Genomic DNA, 15,900 nt, shown 5'->3' with positions numbered 1-15,900 from the left:
CTGATATTTCAGAATTATTTTGCCTCTTTTATCCCTTCAAAAGTCATCACTTCTTCTAATGTTTTCATGTATTCATAGGCTGTAAGATCGAACTTTACCGGAACAATAGAAATATATCCGTTGGCCAATGCCGTTTCATCAGCATCTTCAGAATCATCCATATTGTTGAAATATCCTGTTAGCCAGTAATATTTTTTCCCGTGTGGATTGATTCTCTCATCAAAACTTTCTTCCCATTTGGCATTTGCCTGTTTACATACTTTTATCCCTTTTATTTCTTCTTTCGGAAGTTTAGGAATATTCACATTCAGTACAATTCCTTTAGGCATTGGATTTTCCAGGGTTCTTCTTACGATATTCTGAATAAATTCTTTAGCTTGGCTAAAATCAGCTTCCCAGCTGAAATCCAGTAATGAAAATCCAATCGCAGGAATTCCTTCTACACCTGCTTCTACAGCAGCAGACATCGTCCCCGAATAAATTACATTGATAGAAGAATTTGCTCCGTGATTGATTCCGGAAACTACAATGTCAGGTCTTCTCGTTAGAATTTTATCAAGTGCCATTTTTACACAGTCTACCGGAGTTCCGCTGCAGGAAAAATCTGTCTGCGGGCCTTCCAGCGTAACTTCTTCGTAGCTAAGGGTAGAATTAATGGTAATAGCGTGGCCTTTTCCACTTTGAGGAGAGTTGGGGGCTACAACAACTACTTCTCCGATTTCATTCATAAAATTTACAAGATTTCTGATACCAGGAGCTGTAATTCCATCATCATTAGTAACCAGAATAAGTGGTCTTTCCATAAATTATCTTTAATTTTTTTTTATTCAAATAGAGTGAATCTGTTCATTTTCAGAATTGAACAGACCGATTTTCAACACATCAAATGTAGGTAAAAATCAGACGCAATAAAATACCAGATTGGGATTGGCTGTTGTGAAAAGAGAAATAAGATTCTCATACTATGGCTTATAGAATAGAGAATTAAGCATAAATAAGGAAAAGTACAAAGTGCAGAAAATAAAACTGAAATGAAGTAAATTTAATATGAATTTCATTTCAGTTTTAATTTAAATGGTTTTACAAAATAATAAACTAGTCGAGAGGTTTTCTGCCGGAAATAATATTATAAAGAATAACAATAATGGCAATGACCAGTAAAACGTGAATTAAATATCCTGTGCTCATTCCGGGAACTATTCCTAACATTCCCAATAGCCAAACAACGATGCAGATGACTGCTACTAACCATAATAAACTTTTCATGACTTAATATTTTGAATTTGTATGGTTAATTCTCTACATATTTTATGCCTTTATGGCTGAAATTTAATTTTTGTGGTATGTATTTTCTGTTTTTTGATTAAAAAATGAAAATTCAGATATGTCTGAAAAAGAATGAACAGTATGATTGTATAGTGAAACTGTCTGATAATAGGAAACAACTCATACTGTCTTGATTATTTGCAAATCTCTTTAAATAAAAATGATCAAAACTGTCGATATTTGTAAATAAGGTATTAAATTTGATCATTTGTAACAGTACCAAACTTACTGCTACTAATTATTATACTTATTTTAAAAAAATTAATAAATAAAGACAGTTTATGTGGAAAAATTTCAAACTGAATAAATTTTTACTCCTTATTCCATTAACCAGTCTAATGTTTTGTTTCAACTCGCCAAAGAATGACGATGAAAAGATGCAGACGATAATGGTGAGCGTAAAAAACACACTTTCTTATCTGCATTATAGTCCAAAGTCTATCAATGATGCCTATTCGAAGGACGTTTATAAGCATTATTTCGAATTGGTAGATCCAGCAAAAAGATATTTTCTGCAATCTGATATGGATGAATTCAGCAAGCATGAAACAAAGCTTGATGACTATATCGGGCAAGGTGATCTGACATTCTACAAACTTACGATTGACAGACTCTACCAAAGAGTGGATGAGATTGATAAAATCACACAGGATATCTTCAGTAAGCCTATTAATCTTCAGGAAGATGAAACGCTTACCCTTGAGCCAAAACTAAAAAAAGTACCTGCTAATAAGCAAGAACAGTATAATGAGTGGAAAAAATTCATCAAATACAACATCCTTCAGGAAGTTGAGTCGATGAACAGTAAAGAAGAAGCTCAGAAAGAAAAGAAAGACTCTGTTCAAAAGTACAAGCTGAAAGATACCATCAAGTTTAAAGTTCTTACTCAGGATGAAAAAATCAAAAAAGCGACTGATGAAGTAAAAGACCTTGTAAAAGACACCTTTACAAGATTCAAAAAGAGAAAGAAAATGGATTGGTTTACGGTGTATATGAATGCTTATACAGAGGTATTCGATCCGCACACCAACTATTATTCTCCAAAGGATAAAGAAGATTTTGATACTCAGTTTACCGGAAAAGTAATTGGTATCGGAGCCCTGATTCAGGAGAAAAAAGGAAACCTGTATTTAGGAGCTCTTACCATTGGAGCACCGGCATGGAAATCTAAACAGCTTTCTGAGGGTGATAAAATCCTGAAAGTAAAATCTAAACCGAAAGAAGATGCTGTAAATGTTGTAGGAATGCTTTCTGATGAAGCCGTAAGACTGATCAGAGGAGAGAAAGGAACACCTGTAACATTAACGGTTCAGAAGAAAGACGGAACGATTAAAGATGTAACCATGATCCGTGAGGAAGTAGCTATTGAAGATACTTTCGCAAGAAGTATCGTAGTGAATACTCCCAATGGGAAAAAATATGGTTTTATCAACCTTCCAAGCTTTAATGCTGATTTTGAAAATGCCAAAGGAAGAAACGCTTCTGATGACATCAAAAATGAAATCATTAAGCTTAAAGAACAGAACATTCAGGGAATCATTCTTGACCTTAGAAATAATGGTGGAGGTTCTTTAACTGAAGTAGGGGATATTATGGGGCTTTTCATGGAAGCTGGTCCTTATGTACAGGTGAAGGATGGAAACGGGAAAATACAGACGCTTAAGAACAAAAATGAAACTCCGATCTGGACAGGTCCGCTTGTAATCATGCAAAATGAACTTTCTGCTTCAGCTTCAGAAATCCTTGCAGGAGTAATGCAGGATTACGGAAGAGCAATGATCATAGGATCTCCGCAGTCTTTCGGAAAAGGTACCGTTCAGACTTTTGTTGACCTGAACAGATTCCTGAATACCGAAGATGATTTTGGATCTTTAAAACTGACAATTCAGAAATTCTACAGAATTACGGGAGAATCTACACAGAGAAAAGGAATCGTTTCTGATATTCAGATGAAAGACTTCTTTACCTATGCTGAAGTAGGAGAGCGATATGATGATTATGCGCTGGCATGGGATAAAATTCCACCTACGAAATTCGAGAAACTGAACTATTTCAATATCCAGGCGCTGGAAAAAGCAAGTGCAGACAGAATGGCTAAAAACAGCAATTATCAGTTGTTATTAGAATCTGCTCAATGGAGAGAAAAACTGGATAAAGAAGAAAATATCACTTTGAATATCACCAAGTTCAACGAGCTGATGAAGAACAGAAAGTCTCAGATTGAAAAGTTCAAGGCTCTGACAAAATTTGAAAACGGACTTCAGTTCATGATGTATCCAAGTGAAATTGAAAGAGAGAAAAAAGATGAAGCTTTCAAGAAAAAATCTGAAATGTGGATCAAGAATCTGAAAAAAGATCTTTACCTGCAGGAAGCAATGAATATTGTATCAGATATGGGAGCTAAATCCTAAACATAAAAAAACCGTTAATGAAAAATTAGCGGTTTTTTTATTGAATACAGTAGATTACTTAATTTCTACACATCCCACTCTTCCTCCGGCATTTCCGGTAGGCTGAGTATGGAAATCATCCGCTGCTGCGTGTACAATAAGACCTTTTCCGATGATGTTTTTAGATTCATCTGTACAGCCCAGACACCATTTGTCTGTCTTGAAAGTCAATGTTGCAGTTCCGTTCTGATCAGCAACCAGGTTTCCTATATCTCCCATATGGAAATGTTCAGCTCCCCATTTACCATGATCATTCTTGGAAGGATTCCAGTGACCGCCTGTAGAAGTTCCGTCTGCTGCAGAACAGTCTCCTTTTTCATGAATGTGTACTGCATGGATTCCAGGAGTAAGGTTGGTAATATCCAGCTTCATTGTTACTTCATTTCCATTTTGAGTAAACTTCGCTGTTCCTCCTGTCTGTGTTCCGCTTTTGGCATTTACCGAGTATGTTTTTGTTGTTCCGCACGAAACGGCAAAAACGGCAAATCCCGCCAATAATGCTAATGTTTGTACTTTCATTTGTTAAATGATTTATAGTGATTTTACGATAAATTTAAAAAAGATTTTCCAAAAGGCTTTATGATCTCACTCTTTTTTGAAAAACTTAGTTTGAACGGTACTGCAATCCGGCTTGTTTTAACCTTAAATTCTGAAAGGTTGTCTGAAGGATAACTTCTTTAAAAAGAGGCGAAAAAAAGCTTATTTTTAGTCTTTAGAAAGTAACTTATTAATCCAGGATCTGCAGTAACAAAAATTAGAGCATGATTATTCTGTATACATTCATTAATGAAACAAATCACCGGTCTCTTCTTGACAGGTATCTGCCTGTTTTTTCTCAGGAAAATAAACAGAATATCCTGAGATACAGGAGGTGGCAGGATGCTCAGCTTTCCTTACTGGGAAAAGTCCTTTTACAATATGGATTAAAGACTTATTATAACATTTCTGATACTGAAACAGATGTTCTCACTAATAAAAAACCTTATTTAAAAGGAAATGATCTTCATTTTAATATATCCCATTCCAAAGATCTTGTTGCCTGTGCTATTGCAGAATATACCTTGGGAATAGATATTGAATGTAATGATCAGAAAATTAACTATCAGGATTTTATATTTCAAATGACCGACAAAGAGCTTCAGGAAATCCAAGATTCTGAGGATCAGATGAAACAATTTTTCACGTATTGGACACGAAAAGAAGCCGTAATAAAGGCCCATGGAGCCGGAATGATGCTTCCGCTGGATTCTTTTGAAATAGTCAATAATGAATGCCATATTTTGGGTGAAAAGTTCTTTACCAAAGAGATTTTCATTCATAAAGAGTATCATAGCTGTATTGCCTCTTCAGATCAGAAAATTAAAGAGGTGATGCCGCTTATTAAATACATTGAAGAAGATATTTTACTATAAAAATGAAACAGGGCTCTGATAATAGCAATAAAAGACAACTTAATTCCGCTATGGAAAAATATCTTTGTGAACTAACAACTTTGAAGTGGAAGAATATAAAATACGGATTGTAAAAACAATTCAATATATTGACAGCCATATTGATGAAGATCTGTCTCTGGAAAAAGTTTCAGAGGTAAGTGCCTATTCACCTTTTCATTTTCACAGAATATTTAAGCTGGTTACAGGGGAAACCCTTCAGAACTATATTACCAGAAAGAAAATAGAAAAAAGTGCCCTTCATCTGGCGGTTCATAAAAATAGGGAAATCAAAGATATCTATTGGGATCTGGGTTTCTCTAACCATTCAGTTTTTTGTAAGACATTTAAAAAATATTACGGTCTGGCTCCCACAGAATTTCGCAGATCAGCTCCGGAGAAGTTTCACAAGATTTTACAAATACAAAGCAAGAACGGACAAGTGGATACAGTTTTCAGCCAATACATTTGCAACATTGAAAACCTGTTAAACTGGACTAAAATGAATTTAAAAATCGAAGTAAAAGAAATGCCGGAAATGAATCTGGCATCCGTGATGAGCCTTGGAATTGCCAATGTAGAACCTTCTTTCAACCTTTTAATAGACTGGGCAAAAAAGAAAAGCCTTTTTCCTCGGGAGAATGTGAAAATGATTTCTGTGTATCATGACAGCTGCAAAATAACACCTCTCGATAAAGTAAGAATCCATGCCTGTATGCTTTTGGATGAAAGACTTTTAAAACAGGAGGGAGAAGTATTTCCCGAAACGATACATGGCGGAAAATACATTGTGGGAAGTGGTGAAGTTACTTTGGATGACTTTGAACAATGCTGGGTTTCTATGTTTTTGTGGATGAATGAGAACAATTATTCTACACGAAGAACCTTTCCCTATGAGATCTATCACACCAATTTTAAAGAACATCCGGAAGGAAAGATGATCGTGGATTTTTGTATTCCTGTTCATTAATTACCATTCGGAAGCAAAAGAATGCCTTTCAGTAATAATTTTTTTACAGAAGGGCATTTCTTATCCTATTTTTGATCCAGAAAACAATAAAAATGAAAACACAAGGACAAAACATCCTGTTTCTGATTCTCCTTCTCACCTCCATTATGGGATATTCCCAGGTGAAAATATCAGGAAAAGTATCCTTCAAAAATAAAGGAGTAAGTGAAGTAAACGTGACTTTAAAAGATACTTATGACGGTGCTACCACAGATGCTCAGGGTAATTTTACCTTTGAAACTTCGGAAAAAGGACCTCACAAAATAACGTTTGCCCATCCGAAATATGAAAATGTAGAGAGAGATATTTCTATTGAAAACCAAGATGTTTCGTTGAATATTGATCTTAAAGAACAGATCAGTGAGATTGATGCAGTAGTTGTTTCTGCCGGATCTATTGAAGCCAGCGATAAGAAAAGAGCAACAGCGCTGCTTACCCCAATTGATATTTATACAACGGCAGGAGCAGACGGACAGATTTCTTCAGCATTGACCTATCTTCCTGGAGTGCAGAAAGTAGGGGGAACGGAAGGTCTGTTTATCCGCGGAGGCACAGGAACGGAATCTAAAATTTTTATGGATGGTAGTCTTATCAACAATTATTTTTCGAACTCTGTTCCGGGGATTGCGGGTAGAGATCAGTTCAATACTTCACTTTTTAAAGGAAATATATTTTCAAGTGGTGGATATTCTGCGCTATATGGGCAGGCTCTTTCAGGAGCATTGATGCTGGAAAGTGTTGATCTTCCGGATGAGAGTTCTTACAGTTTAGGTGTTTCACCTATTTTCTTGAGTGCCGGATTTCAAAAGCTGGGAGATAATAAAAACTATTCCTATGGCGCTACAGCAGGGTATTCTCTTTTAAGCCTGATGCAAAAGGTATTCAATTTTAATACCGATTTTTTTGAAGCACCACAAGGACTTAACGGAGATGTGAATTTCAGATTTAAAACAAAGTCAGGAGGTTTCTTTAAATACTATGGAATGTTTAATTCCAATAAAATGGGTGTAAGATCAGAAAGTCTTGAACCCGGATCCGCTTTCAGTCTGGTAAAACTGAACGGAAAAAATACTTTTCATAATCTGTCATTTAAACAGAAATTTGGAAAGTATCTTCTGAATGTGGGTGGTTCTTATTCATACAATAAATCTGACCTTCATTTTTCTACAGAAACGAATGATGTTGAAGCGAACAGAAGCCAGCTTCTGACTGATGGAAATTATCTGAATTTCAAAGCTGTTCTGGAAAGAAAAATCAACAAAATAAGTGCCGTGAGAGGAGGATTTGAATTGAATAATACCGATGAAAATCTGAATTTTGAGACCATACAGAAACATTATACAGATTTAATTTCTGCGGCCTTCGTGGAAACGGATCTTGGTTTCAGTAATGCATTGTCAGCGAAGATAGGAGTAAGAGCAGAGCATTCCTCATTTTTAGGAAAGAACAATATTGCTCCTCGTTTTGCGATCGCATACCGCCTTGCAAAAGATTGGACAACCTCATTAGCGTACGGACTTTTCTACCAAAACCCGGAAAGCAAGTACATCAATGGTCCTGCAAATCTTGACTTTCAGCAATCTCAACATTATATTTTTCAGGTTCAGAGAGCGTCAGAGGGCAGAACTCTACGTTTTGAAGCGTTTTACAAAAAATACGATCAGTTGATCAAAACATTTAATGTTAACCCGGATAAGGAGCAAAATCAGCAAACCCAGTCTGCTTTAAACAACAGTGGATATGGATATGCAAAAGGAGTGGAATTCTTCTGGAGAGATAATAAAAAAACATTTGAAAATATTGATTACTGGATCAGTTACTCATACCTGGATTCAAAAAGAGATTTTCTTAATTATCCGGTAAGCCTGCAGCCAAGTTTTGCTGCCGAACATACCCTTTCGGCAGTGGCTAAAAGATTTATTCCGGAATGGAAACTGGGAGTGAATTTATCTTATACGTATGCAAAAGGACGTCCTTACTACGATATCGCTTCCAAATTTGAAAAAGGACAGACCGTTAACTATACCCGAACAGAAGGAAGATTAAAAGATTACAATACTTTGAATTTCAGTATTAATTATCTTCCCAATATCGGTAAAAAAGATGCAAAAGCGTTTCCGGTATTTGTATTGAGTATCAGTAATATTTTAGGATCCAAAAATGTATATGGTTACAATTTCTCTGCTAATGGATCCAGAAGCTCAGCCATCGTTCCGCCAGTCAACACTTTTGTATTCATTGGAGCATTTATAAGTTTTGGAGTAGACAAAACAGATGATGCCATCAATAATAATTTATAAAAACATATCTTAGAACACACAAACATAACTCACTTTTAAAATTTGATATCATGAAAAAATACCTTTTAAGTTTTGCTTTAGCTTTTGTGAGCTTAACAGCTTTTGCACAGGCAGATTATGACAAAATAATATCTGAAAAAATTGCAAGAATAGAGACCTGTAAAACCTCGGAAGATTTCCAGACCCTGGCCAATGATTTCCAGAGAATAGGAAGCAAAGAGAGCACAAAATGGCTTCCGGCATACTATGCCGCATTTTCTTATATCCAAAAAGGAAGAACACAGATGAGAGACGGCAAAATGCAGGAATTGGATGGTATCGCAGATCAGGCCGAAAAACACCTTTCCATGGCTCAGAATCTTGCCGGAACTGATAATGCGGAAATACACCTGCTGAGAAAAATGTCTTATTCCCTGAGAATGATGGTGAATCCTGCACAACGTTATATGACCGATGGAGCGAGAGCTGCTGAGGAAATGAGCATTGCAGAGAAATTAGATCCTTCAAACCCGAGAATTGCTCTTATCAAGGCAGAAGATGTGTATTTTACGCCGGAACAGTACGGAGGAAGCAAAGCCAAAGGATTGGAAATGTTTAAAGATGCTCAGGCAAAATTTAAAGCATATAAACCCAAGACGGCTTTAGATCCCAGCTGGGGAAAAGCAGAAGCAGATTATTTCTTAAGCTTACCTGTTGAAAAAGCAAAATAATTTTCACTGTATTTATATCCATTAACCTTCATTCGTGAAGGTTTTTTTATACCATTCAGAAATGAAAATCAGCCCTTCGGTAACAATTAATTTTTGATACCTTTAATAAAAACTAATTTTGAGTCAAGAAAACAGATCATGAAACGGAAAAACTTTATCGTACTATTCTGGGTATCACTTGCAGTCTCCATGTTTTTCTTTTTTGTCTTTACAGAAGAAAAGAATCTTGAAAACTTTTTATATACCCTGCTTATCTCTTTTATTTATTCTTTTGTATTGGGAGGAGGAAACGGAATGCTGAACAGTTTTCTGAATAAAAAAATCCCATGGTCGGAGGCTACAACCAAAAGAGCGGTTATCAGTATTATTTCAATTATTGTTGCCAATTTTGTGCTGGTCTATTTTTGCAATTATGTCAATTTTGTACTTATTCAAAAAGCAGCTACTACAGAAGAGTTTTTTCTGGGAAAATATAATTTCCTTAATTGGTTTACCATCAATATTGCGTTGTTGATTTCAGCTTTCCTTCATGCCAGAAGTTTTATGGAAGAGCTGAAAAAGACTTCCAGAAAAGAAGTGGTGGAACAGAAGCTTATCGCCAAATCCGCCAATGCGCAGTTTGAAAGTTTAAAGAACCAGCTGGATCCCCATTTTCTTTTTAATTCCTTGAATGTTTTAAGCTCCCTTATTGACGAAAACCCAAGACAGGCTCAGAAGTTTACCGCTTCAATGTCAAAGATTTACCGGTATGTACTTGAACAGAAAGATAAAGAGCTGGTAACAGTAGAGGATGAAATAGAATTTGCCAAAACCTATTGTGAACTTTTAAAAACAAGGTTTGAAGACAGTGTAGATTTCACGTTTGATGTTCCCAAAGAAGATTATCAGAAATATGTAGTTCCATTGGCGCTGCAGTTACTGTTGGAAAACTGTATCAAGCACAATTTTGCTACATCATCAAAACCTTTGACCATCAGAATTTTTTCAGACGGAAAGACCCTTTGTATTGAAAATAATCTGCAGATAAGAGAACAGATCAAAGAGAGTTCAGGAATTGGTCTTGCCAATATTGTACAGCGTTATTCCTTACTTACGGAGAGAAATGTTTTCATAGAAAAATCTGAAGATCATTTTAAAGTAAAACTTCCAATGCTGATTGCTAAGCCACAAGTTTCCACATCAAAACCCGAAGATGATTCTGCCGCTTACAAACGGGCACAAAAAAGAGTGAAAGAGATTAAAAGTTTTTATATGAATTTGATTTCTTACTGTACCGTATGCTCGTTTTTAATCTTTATTAATCTTTTTACAAGCAGCAAAAATCATTGGTTCTGGTTTCCTGTACTGGGATGGGGAATAGGAGTTGCTTCTCATGCATTCCAGGTGTTTGGAGTAGGAGAATCATGGCAGGAAAAGAAGATTCGTGAAATTATGAACAAACAAAAAAAATAGAAAAATGGGAACATTCGATGAAAACGATATTGAATACCAACGTGCCAGAAGACAGGTAGAAAGGTTACGGGGATTTTATGGGCATTTATTCGCTTATATCGCAGTGAATGCAATGATTGTAGTCTACAATTATACGAATCTGAAACCCGGTGAAAGCTATTTTCAGTTTAAAAACTTTTTTACCGCTACTTTCTGGGGAATAGGACTTGCAGCACATGCTGTTACCGTTTTTCTTCCTCGTGTTAATTTTATCAGGAAATGGGAAGATAAGAAGATTAAGGAACTGATGGATAAACAGAAAGATCACTAAAGAAATTGTCTTTTTTTAAAATACTTTTAAATTTAAATTTATTGAAAATGAATGCTTTGTCAACGCTGTTTTATATTTCAATGGCCGCTTGGTTTCTCACCGAATTCCTTTACAAGAATATGCTGAAATCCGGTAAAGAAGATCAAAAGAACAAGGATAAATCCACCCTGAATATCTTATGGCTGGCCATTCCATTTTCTATTGCAAGTTCAATATTCATGTCCTATAACACTCATGTTCCAATGGCTGACGGTAATTGGATTCTATATCTTGGTGAATTTTTTATTCTTATCGGGATTATTGTCAGATATGTGATCATCAGATCTCTGGGGAAATATTTTACGGTAGATGTTACCATCAGACAGGATCATAAAATTAAAAAAGAAGGGTTTTATAAATATCTGAGACACCCTTCCTATGCTTTTTCTCTGTTGACCTCGCTTGGACTTGGCCTGTATTTAAATAACTGGCTTTCATTGATCTTTGCTTTTGTTCCTCCTTTTTTAGCCTTTGCTTACAGGATAAAAATTGAAGAACAGACTCTCGTGGAGCAGTTCGGGGATGAATACATTGAATACCGAAAAAGTACTAAGAAACTCATCCCGTTTATCTATTAATTACAGGATTTTACCATTCGGAGAACATATTCTACCATTCGGTAATATAAAATTGATGGGAGACCTTTTCCTGACCTACCTTTGAATCAAGAAAAAACAAAATCAACCTTTTAAAACCAAACATTATGGAAATTTTACCTGACAAAGAAACAATTGCTTACAGAAAAGCATCAAGAAGAGTAAAAGACTTAAAAGAATTTTATGGAAACCTTACTTCTTATGGTATTGTTATTCCTTTTTTAGCAATCCTGAATCTTGTAACGGCGCCCGGATATTTATGGTTTCTATGGCCTGCACTGGGATGGGGAGTAGGAATTGCATTTCATGCCATCAGTGTATTTGGAATTGGGAAAAGCTGGGAAGAACGAAAAATAAAAGAACTGATGGAGAAGGATCAAAAGCAGAAAATAAAAACACTATAAACAATAATAACTAAAAAACTTATATCATCATGGATTACGAAGCTGCCCAAACCAGAACCCACAATATCAGAAAATTCTATAAAAGCATTTTTATATTTGCCCTATTTGCCGTTCTTATCATTCCTGATGATATTTTTGGCGAAAAGATGATTAGATTTCATTTGTTTGACAGATATACCATTCTTGCAATCTGGGGGTTTATTATCCTTGTAAAAGCGGTAAAACTGTTTCTTTTTGATTCCGAATGGGAAAAAGATATGATTGAAAAAGAGCTTAAAAAAGAGAAAAAGCCAATAAACTATTAAAATCTGTCCGCTTTTATCTAACTTTATTTTCCAAAACCTGAAAACCAAAATTAAAACTCAATGATCAAAACTGTCATTATAGAAGATGAAAAACCTGCTTCAAGGAAATTAGAGAGAATGCTGAGTATTTTTCCTGAAATTGAAGTAGTTGCTAAAATAGAATCAGTGGAAGAGGGAGTGGCCTGGTTTTCTGAAAACGAGCATCCGCAGCTGATTTTTTCAGATATTGTTTTAGGGGACGGATTGTCCTTTGATATCTTCGAAAAAGCACCCACCAAAGGTTTCATTATTTATACGACAGCCTTTGACCAGTACACACTGAAAGCCTTCAAGCTGAACAGTATTGATTATCTTTTAAAACCTATTCTTGATGAAGATCTGGAAGGTGCAGTGGAAAAGTTTAAGTCGTTCATTCCTGCTAACGATACCAATGGCTCTCAGGATATCAAGCAGCTGATCAGAAAAGAAAAATCTACACTATCAAGAGTTTTGGTTAAAATTGGATATAATCTAAAAATTATACAAACTCACGAAATAAGCTGCTTTTTCAGTGAAAATAAAATCGTTTACCTTCAGACCGAGGATCGTACTTATCCCTCAGATTTTACGCTTGATGAGCTGGAAGATGTTCTGGATGAGAAGAAGTTTTTCCGTGTGAACCGACAGTTTATTATCAGTTCAGATTATATCAAAAACATTCATACTTCGCCTTACTATAAAGTGGATCTGGAGTTTCAGCCTGAAGAGGAAATTACAGTAAGCAGAGACCGTGTGAAAGATTTTAAAGACTGGTTGGTCAGTTAAAGATTAACTTAAAAACAAGCACCATGGAGCTTATATTATTATTCTTTAAACTATTCCTTTCTATCTTTTATCCTTGAAAATTAAGGGAATAGCTAATTGCTATAAAAATCGCTGGCAGATTTTACAAACTGATGAAAGGCTTCTGTAACCTCTTTTTTATGCTTATGGGTAAGTGGAAAAGGAACCATATGGGAATATTCAAATGGAAAATCATGGATTTCAATATCAACATTAATATTCCTGTAACCTCCCTGCAGCGTATTTAAAGCTTCTATGGGTGGGGCAACACTATCTTTCTCCAATACATATGCTTTGATCTGAGATTGAATTTCCTGAATTCTTTCCTCTCTTTCCTTTTGAAAATAATTGTAACGGAGCATTTTTTTGAACCAGCTTTCCTGTGGATGTAAAGCTTCAGTCTGATAGTGTTTCAGACGGGAATCTGACTTAAAATCCGAACTCAGGAGTTCTGTAAAAACCGACTGCATTTTAACCGTTGCCTGAGTGTCCATAATGTATTTGGATATCGGAAACATTCTGTCGATGGTCATTCCTCCACAGAAACAGAAAACTTTAGATTGGGTAAAATAGCGATGTGGATCTGCCATCTTGATCATCATCGAAAGAAAAGATCCTATAGAATACCCGAATAAATCCAGATCTGCTTCTCGGGAAATGCTATTGATTTTACCGCTTTTAATGTCTTTTACCACCTCCGTAATATCAGAATATGTCTGAAGTCCCGACCAGAAAATTCTTTGAGGATGAGCTTCCAGCCGGGAACTTATGGCTGCATTTACATAAGAGTAATTCATGTTTTCCGGATACTTTTTCTTCCTGAAATTAGCGACTTCCATCATGTGGTGGCGGTCACTCCAGATCGCTTCTGCGCGGTCCATATGAAAAGCAATCGGGAACAGAATAATGGCTTTCTGTGTTCTTTGGGCAAGCTCATAAGCCCATGGCAGATATTTATCCCATTTCTTTTCGTTCAGGCCATGGAAGAAAAAAATGCATCCGGCGGCTGTTTCAGTGTCGGCCCTTTTCAGAATATGATACTTAAACTTTTTATTACATTCAATCTCAAAATCCCTGATGTCTACAGCAGGATTGCCGTACAAGAAATAGTTCTTTTCATTAATACTAAGTTTTTGTTGATGTTTGCTGCAATGCTGGTTTTCTGAGCCATAAAGCAGATCAGAAACTTTAGATTCAAAAGGAATTGATTCCATCGTTATATTCAGTTCCTTGAGTTCAATCATGTCTTTTCCGGAATCAAAATGACTCTTCAAAACTTCATACAATTCATAATATTCCATAGCGAGACGATTGAGGGGTTCATAATTAGAACTATCAAGTTAGAGAATTATTGCGGTAATCAGTTGATTTTTAGTGGTTAAATGTATTCTGGGCATAAGAGAAATAAAATAAAACCCGAAGCAAGCCAGCTCCGTGATTATAATATATAGATTGATAAGCATGTTTACTCTTATTCTTTTTCCATGGGTTTATTTTCATATTGCTGTACGGTAACAGCGGTGAGGGCTATCATAAGGATACATAATACAAGATCTGCTTTTTCCGGATGAAAAATTTCCTGATAGAGATTATATCCTGCAAGCATTGATACGAAGAAGATAAGAGCATTATTGGCAGAAGCAGATGGGTTTTTAATTGTTGTTTTCATAGGGATATTTTTGTTGTTATTTATCCAGTAAGTATGACAACTTTTAAAACGTTACAACGCTTTTTCAGAAAATAATCTTTTTCTTTCGAACTATTAACCCAAGTAATTTTTGATGGGTAACTATCTGTAATCAATCCTGTTAGATTCTGTGTCTTCAAGTTGTTTAATAATAGATTCAGGAATCTCATCACTATCAATAGGGAAACTGACGGAGTCCGAAATAAAGTTTTTTCTGTCGGCTTTTCTGAAGATTTCAAACAAAGCAATCGGCTCCTGATTGAAACTGATACAGGTGCTTATGAAGTGGATTTCGTGGAGTTTATAGTCCGGATTTTTAAGCTTTTCTTTAATATCCTTTATTCTTGAAATGAAATGCCTTTGACGGATAAAGGTATTGCTATTCATGATGATAAATACATAATCCGAATAAGCAGTTACCTTACCGAAATATTTATGATGATCCCCGCCGCTTCTTTCAATAAAATATTCTCCGGCGGTTTCAGACTTATAAATTTCCATCGCAGAACGCCATATACGGTCTTCTTTTGCCATTAAAGGATTGTCAGGAAGATTTCTGTTATAAGAATACCAACAGCCTACCAAACGGTCTAAAAGAGCGGTATTCAGATTCACATTATTCATATCAATCTTCAGATCATTAAAATTGAAGGATTCTGTATTGGAATTAATAAAATCTATATAGTTCGAATACCCAAGAACCCTGACAATAAGACTGAGCTTAGCAAGATTAGGTCTGCTCAGAACTGCATTTTCATTCTGTCTGAATTTCTTCAATTTATTGATAATCAGATGCTCATAGAGATAATTGTTGCCCAGAAGATCAGGCTTTTTTTGAATGCTTTTCTCTGAATAATCATTAATAATCAGTTCGTTAAGCTCTGCGCTTATATAAGACCATTCCGTTTTGGTAACATCTTCCCAATGGTTTTTCTTTAAAAACTGCCGGCTTAAGAAATTCATAAGTTTCTCAAGATGATGAATATCTTCCTTTTTCATGGTATCTATTTATAAGACTAATTTAAGATTTTTATCAAACAAAAAAAGACTTTTAAGAGAC

At 35.5% G+C, this 15,900-nt stretch carries 17 protein-coding genes; 11 read left to right on the top strand and 6 right to left on the bottom strand.

What is annotated here, in order from left to right; all coding sequences use genetic code 11:
- Positions 1–14: 14 nt before the first annotated feature.
- A complete protein-coding gene (gene surE / locus ODR02_RS06130; protein WP_209786512.1) occupies positions 15–803 on the bottom strand; it encodes a 5'/3'-nucleotidase SurE in 789 nt (262 codons plus the stop codon).
- A 292-nt stretch (positions 804–1,095) separates the two neighbouring features.
- Positions 1,096–1,266, bottom strand: a complete 171-nt coding sequence (locus ODR02_RS06125; protein ID WP_047426491.1) for a lmo0937 family membrane protein — start codon at positions 1,264–1,266, stop codon at positions 1,096–1,098.
- A 341-nt stretch (positions 1,267–1,607) separates the two neighbouring features.
- On the opposite strand from ODR02_RS06125, the gene ODR02_RS06120 reads away from it, so the two are divergent.
- On the top strand, positions 1,608–3,737 hold the full coding sequence (locus ODR02_RS06120) for a carboxy terminal-processing peptidase (RefSeq protein ID WP_209786511.1): 2,130 nt from the start codon (positions 1,608–1,610) through the stop codon (positions 3,735–3,737).
- Between the two features lie 54 nt (positions 3,738–3,791).
- Here the strand turns inward: ODR02_RS06120 and ODR02_RS06115 are convergent, their stop codons facing one another.
- On the bottom strand, positions 3,792–4,295 hold the full coding sequence (locus tag ODR02_RS06115) for a superoxide dismutase family protein (RefSeq protein ID WP_062672846.1): 504 nt from the start codon (positions 4,293–4,295) through the stop codon (positions 3,792–3,794).
- A gap of 242 nt (positions 4,296–4,537) precedes the next feature.
- On the opposite strand from ODR02_RS06115, the gene ODR02_RS06110 reads away from it, so the two are divergent.
- The 10 genes from ODR02_RS06110 to ODR02_RS06065 all read left to right on the top strand — a co-directional run bounded on the left by ODR02_RS06110 (position 4,538) and on the right by ODR02_RS06065 (position 13,135).
- Complete coding sequence (locus ODR02_RS06110; protein ID WP_309511849.1) at positions 4,538–5,188, top strand: 4'-phosphopantetheinyl transferase family protein; 651 nt, start codon at positions 4,538–4,540, stop codon at positions 5,186–5,188.
- 85 nt (positions 5,189–5,273) lie between these two features.
- On the top strand, positions 5,274–6,176 hold the full coding sequence (locus tag ODR02_RS06105) for an AraC family transcriptional regulator (protein WP_309511848.1): 903 nt from the start codon (positions 5,274–5,276) through the stop codon (positions 6,174–6,176).
- 92 nt (positions 6,177–6,268) lie between these two features.
- Positions 6,269–8,515, top strand: coding sequence for a TonB-dependent receptor (locus tag ODR02_RS06100; protein ID WP_309511847.1), 2,247 nt, complete (start codon positions 6,269–6,271; stop codon positions 8,513–8,515).
- A 50-nt stretch (positions 8,516–8,565) separates the two neighbouring features.
- The gene (locus ODR02_RS06095; protein WP_309511846.1) at positions 8,566–9,225 is read left to right on the top strand and encodes a hypothetical protein; all 660 of its coding nucleotides are present in this window, start codon (positions 8,566–8,568) and stop codon (positions 9,223–9,225) included.
- A 138-nt stretch (positions 9,226–9,363) separates the two neighbouring features.
- A complete protein-coding gene (locus ODR02_RS06090; protein WP_209786506.1) occupies positions 9,364–10,677 on the top strand; it encodes a 2TM domain-containing protein in 1,314 nt (437 codons plus the stop codon).
- Between the two features lie 4 nt (positions 10,678–10,681).
- Positions 10,682–10,987, top strand: coding sequence for a 2TM domain-containing protein (locus tag ODR02_RS06085; protein ID WP_309511845.1), 306 nt, complete (start codon positions 10,682–10,684; stop codon positions 10,985–10,987).
- A gap of 47 nt (positions 10,988–11,034) precedes the next feature.
- Positions 11,035–11,604, top strand: coding sequence for a methyltransferase family protein (locus tag ODR02_RS06080; RefSeq protein ID WP_309511844.1), 570 nt, complete (start codon positions 11,035–11,037; stop codon positions 11,602–11,604).
- Between the two features lie 125 nt (positions 11,605–11,729).
- Entirely contained in the window at positions 11,730–12,026 is a 297-nt protein-coding gene (locus ODR02_RS06075; protein ID WP_105682941.1) for a 2TM domain-containing protein, read from the top strand.
- A 29-nt stretch (positions 12,027–12,055) separates the two neighbouring features.
- Positions 12,056–12,331, top strand: coding sequence for a 2TM domain-containing protein (locus tag ODR02_RS06070; protein ID WP_209786503.1), 276 nt, complete (start codon positions 12,056–12,058; stop codon positions 12,329–12,331).
- Positions 12,332–12,391: 60 nt separating this feature from the next.
- A complete protein-coding gene (locus ODR02_RS06065; protein ID WP_105682943.1) occupies positions 12,392–13,135 on the top strand; it encodes a LytR/AlgR family response regulator transcription factor in 744 nt (247 codons plus the stop codon).
- A gap of 92 nt (positions 13,136–13,227) precedes the next feature.
- Here ODR02_RS06065 and ODR02_RS06060 read toward each other — a convergent pair whose 3' ends face one another.
- The 3 genes from ODR02_RS06060 to ODR02_RS06050 form a co-directional block, all read right to left on the bottom strand.
- Positions 13,228–14,454 carry a DUF6051 family protein gene (locus ODR02_RS06060; protein WP_309511843.1) on the bottom strand — a complete coding sequence of 409 codons (1,227 nt, stop codon included), beginning with the start codon at positions 14,452–14,454 and terminating at the stop codon, positions 13,228–13,230.
- A gap of 170 nt (positions 14,455–14,624) precedes the next feature.
- Positions 14,625–14,822, bottom strand: a complete 198-nt coding sequence (locus ODR02_RS06055; RefSeq protein ID WP_309511842.1) for a hypothetical protein — start codon at positions 14,820–14,822, stop codon at positions 14,625–14,627.
- Between the two features lie 120 nt (positions 14,823–14,942).
- Positions 14,943–15,839 (bottom strand): hypothetical protein, encoded by an 897-nt coding sequence (locus ODR02_RS06050; protein WP_309511841.1) that lies wholly within the window; start codon positions 15,837–15,839, stop codon positions 14,943–14,945.
- Positions 15,840–15,900 lie beyond the last annotated feature (61 nt).

The sequence above is a fragment of the Chryseobacterium sp. CFS2 genome (assembly GCF_036543225.1).
Taxonomy (GTDB): domain Bacteria; phylum Bacteroidota; class Bacteroidia; order Flavobacteriales; family Weeksellaceae; genus Chryseobacterium; species Chryseobacterium culicis_A.
The sequence above is the reverse complement of the archived record's forward strand: the minus strand, read 5'-3'. Positions and strand labels throughout refer to the sequence as shown.

Excerpts from the sequence above, each read along its gene's own strand:
- ODR02_RS06055 (WP_309511842.1), bottom strand. The coding sequence starts at position 14,822 with ATGAAAACAACAATTAAAAACCCATCTGCTTCTGCCAATAATGCTCTT.
- ODR02_RS06110 (WP_309511849.1), top strand. The coding sequence starts at position 4,538 with ATGATTATTCTGTATACATTCATTAATGAAACAAATCACCGGTCTCTT.
- ODR02_RS06060 (WP_309511843.1), bottom strand. The coding sequence starts at position 14,454 with ATGGAATATTATGAATTGTATGAAGTTTTGAAGAGTCATTTTGATTCC.
- ODR02_RS06115 (WP_062672846.1), bottom strand. The coding sequence starts at position 4,295 with ATGAAAGTACAAACATTAGCATTATTGGCGGGATTTGCCGTTTTTGCC.
- ODR02_RS06065 (WP_105682943.1), top strand. The coding sequence starts at position 12,392 with ATGATCAAAACTGTCATTATAGAAGATGAAAAACCTGCTTCAAGGAAA.
- ODR02_RS06100 (WP_309511847.1), top strand. The coding sequence starts at position 6,269 with ATGAAAACACAAGGACAAAACATCCTGTTTCTGATTCTCCTTCTCACC.
- ODR02_RS06075 (WP_105682941.1), top strand. The coding sequence starts at position 11,730 with ATGGAAATTTTACCTGACAAAGAAACAATTGCTTACAGAAAAGCATCA.
- ODR02_RS06085 (WP_309511845.1), top strand. The coding sequence starts at position 10,682 with ATGGGAACATTCGATGAAAACGATATTGAATACCAACGTGCCAGAAGA.
- ODR02_RS06090 (WP_209786506.1), top strand. The coding sequence starts at position 9,364 with ATGAAACGGAAAAACTTTATCGTACTATTCTGGGTATCACTTGCAGTC.
- ODR02_RS06070 (WP_209786503.1), top strand. The coding sequence starts at position 12,056 with ATGGATTACGAAGCTGCCCAAACCAGAACCCACAATATCAGAAAATTC.
- ODR02_RS06095 (WP_309511846.1), top strand. The coding sequence starts at position 8,566 with ATGAAAAAATACCTTTTAAGTTTTGCTTTAGCTTTTGTGAGCTTAACA.
- ODR02_RS06125 (WP_047426491.1), bottom strand. The coding sequence starts at position 1,266 with ATGAAAAGTTTATTATGGTTAGTAGCAGTCATCTGCATCGTTGTTTGG.
- surE (WP_209786512.1), bottom strand. The coding sequence starts at position 803 with ATGGAAAGACCACTTATTCTGGTTACTAATGATGATGGAATTACAGCT.
- ODR02_RS06080 (WP_309511844.1), top strand. The coding sequence starts at position 11,035 with ATGAATGCTTTGTCAACGCTGTTTTATATTTCAATGGCCGCTTGGTTT.
- ODR02_RS06120 (WP_209786511.1), top strand. The coding sequence starts at position 1,608 with ATGTGGAAAAATTTCAAACTGAATAAATTTTTACTCCTTATTCCATTA.
- ODR02_RS06050 (WP_309511841.1), bottom strand. The coding sequence starts at position 15,839 with ATGAAAAAGGAAGATATTCATCATCTTGAGAAACTTATGAATTTCTTA.